Source organism: Photobacterium sp. SKA34, assembly GCF_000153325.1.
Taxonomy (GTDB): domain Bacteria; phylum Pseudomonadota; class Gammaproteobacteria; order Enterobacterales; family Vibrionaceae; genus Photobacterium.
The window spans coordinates 140,400-142,917 of sequence record NZ_CH724141.1; the positions used below are offsets into that span (position 1 = coordinate 140,400).

The window sequence follows — 2,518 nt, forward strand, 5'->3', positions numbered from 1 at the left end:
GCGTTATTGTTTTCAATGCTTCACGATTATTCTGTTTCGCCTGCTCGACAATGTCAGGTAAAGATAAGGCTTGCGATGATAGCTCGTAATAATAACGCTCTAATCCTTTTCCAGAAATAACCGTTTCCACACAACCTTGCTTACCGCAATAGCAATCTGTGCCATTAGGTTCAAGAACATTATGCCCCCACTCACCAGCAATACCATGGCAACCGTATAAACATTTACCGTCCACCACTATGCCTGAGCCCACTCCCGTTCCCATAATGATACCAAACACAATTTGAGCTTCAGGCTTAATTCGTTTGACGACCCCAAAATGGGTTTCTGCTAAAGCAAAACAATTGGCATCATTAGCAATAACTGAATGGATTCCGAGCGTTTTATTAAGATCTTTATCAAGAGGATGGCCATTTAAAGCTGTCGTATTACAGTTTTTCATCACGCCATGAACGGGATCCAGCGTGCCTGGTGTTCCAAAACCAACAGCGTTAGGATAATGTCCGGCTATTTTTGCGCACCGATCAATCAGTATCTTTATTTGACCAAGCATATGTTCATAGCCTTTAATACTTTCTGTCTCTATACGTTCACGAATAATGGATTCATCAGTGTTACGATCTATCACAATACATTCGATTTTCGTACCACCTAAATCAACACCCCAGTAATAACGATCCATATAAAACTCCAAATAAATTCATCGATAATTATAACGACAAATTTTTTTTCTTTTCAGTATCAAATCACCCTTTTACTTTTTAATAAAATAATAATAAAACGAAGGAAGAAATAATTAATGAATTAGAAATTAAGCCACTGTGTTATATTATTCGCTCATAGTACATTTCGTTTCATTTTTTATGTTGCAGCAAAAGAAAAGTGACATAAAGTGGTGAGTCTTTATAACATCTACGCGAATTAATGAGTAATAGTAATACACAATGAGTAGATTCCGTCCCTATATCGATATCCCCTTACTAATATCGATTTAAATTCTTGTAACGTTCAGTTCTTTGAGTGTATGGAGTGCAAGTAGCTTTAGTGAGCCAATCATAGAGCGTCATCTTATTCGAGCAGGAATTGCGATTGTCGTATTATTATTTATGTCAACAATTTCACCTGCCGCTTATGAACGAAGTGCTCCATACTTATTTTTTATTACTGTTGTTTTACTTGTTGGTGTTTTTGTTCTTGGTAATAGTACCAATGGCTCACAACGATGGTTAGCATTAGGACCAATACGTTTTCAACCGTCAGAACTTGTAAAAATAGCTATCCCAATCATGATGGCTTGGATCCTTGTCAGTGATGCGGGTCGACCAAGTATTAAAAAGATCATGATTTGTTTAATAGTAACCGCGATTCCAGCTGGATTGATTTTTATTCAGCCAGATCTAGATGGTGCTATCTTCACTGTCATGTACGCTCTATTTGTCCTGTATTTTGCGGGGATGTCATGGAAGATAATTTCATCTGTGATTGCTATTATTGGCGTCAGTCTTCCATTAGCGTGGTATTTCGTTATGGAGCCATACCAGAAAAAACGTATTCTTCAATTTTTAAATCCTGAATCAGATCCATTAGGCTCAGGTTATCAGATCATACAATCCAAAATTGCAATTGGATCTGGCGGTATATCTGGTAAAGGTTGGATGGATGCAACACAAGGTCACCTTGGTTTCATTCCAGAAAGTCATACCGATTTTATCTTCTCAACATTTGCAGAAGAATGGGGATACATTGGAAGCTTCACAATTTTAGCAATCTATACGTTTATGACTTTTAGAGTGTTATGGCTGGCGAATCAATCAGAATCAACCTTTGCACGAATAGTCAGTGGCTCGTTTGCTTTAAGTTTCTTTCTTTATAGTTTTATTAATATTGGTATGGTAAGCGGTGTATTACCTGTTATGGGAAGTCCCTTGCCTTTCTTTAGCTATGGCGGTTCAGCAATTATTACTCAAGGTGCTATTTTCGGTATTATTATGGCGCTTTGTTCAAGAAAGAAATCTATTTGCGCACCCAATATCTAATAGATTGAATCAAAAAAAGCGCCATTCGGCGCTTTTTTATTTATAGGTTATTTTCCATTGCTCAGTAATCTGGACGCTCAGCAGCATCTTCTGTAGCAATCTTTAATGCTGGTGAGTAAATCTCAACACGACGATTTTCTGCTCGACCTTTAGCAGTATCATTAGTAGCGATTGAGTTTGCTTCACCAATCCCTTTAGATGTAATTTGGTTAGCGTCAGCAACATACTGAGAAAGTAATTCAGCTACATTTTTCGCACGCTTTTCAGATAATTTCAGGTTATAAGCTTCGCTACCTGTATTTGATGTATAACCAGTCACTTCAGCTGTTGCACTAGGGTAACGTGTTAAACGTTGAATCATTGGTTGAAGACGATGCTTGTCTTCTTCCGTTAAGTGCTTGCTATCGACACTATAGGCAATCGTAACAGTTGAAGGCTCTACTGTTACTGTTGCAGCTTGAACTGGCGGTGCAGTATCAACA

At 37.9% G+C, this 2,518-nt stretch carries 3 protein-coding genes; 1 reads left to right on the forward strand and 2 read right to left on the reverse strand.

The annotated features are described in order from the left end of the window. Positions 1-682: ROK family protein (locus tag SKA34_RS01995; RefSeq protein ID WP_006643820.1), on the reverse strand; the 682-nt coding region annotated here is incomplete at its 3' end. 313 nt (positions 683-995) lie between these two features. On the opposite strand from SKA34_RS01995, the gene rodA reads away from it, so the two are divergent. Further along, complete coding sequence (rodA, locus tag SKA34_RS02000) at positions 996-2,036, forward strand: rod shape-determining protein RodA (RefSeq protein ID WP_232284251.1); 1,041 nt, start codon at positions 996-998, stop codon at positions 2,034-2,036. Positions 2,037-2,097: 61 nt separating this feature from the next. Here rodA and SKA34_RS02005 read toward each other — a convergent pair. Continuing rightward, positions 2,098-2,518: OmpA family protein (locus SKA34_RS02005; protein ID WP_006643822.1), on the reverse strand; the 421-nt coding region annotated here is incomplete at its 5' end.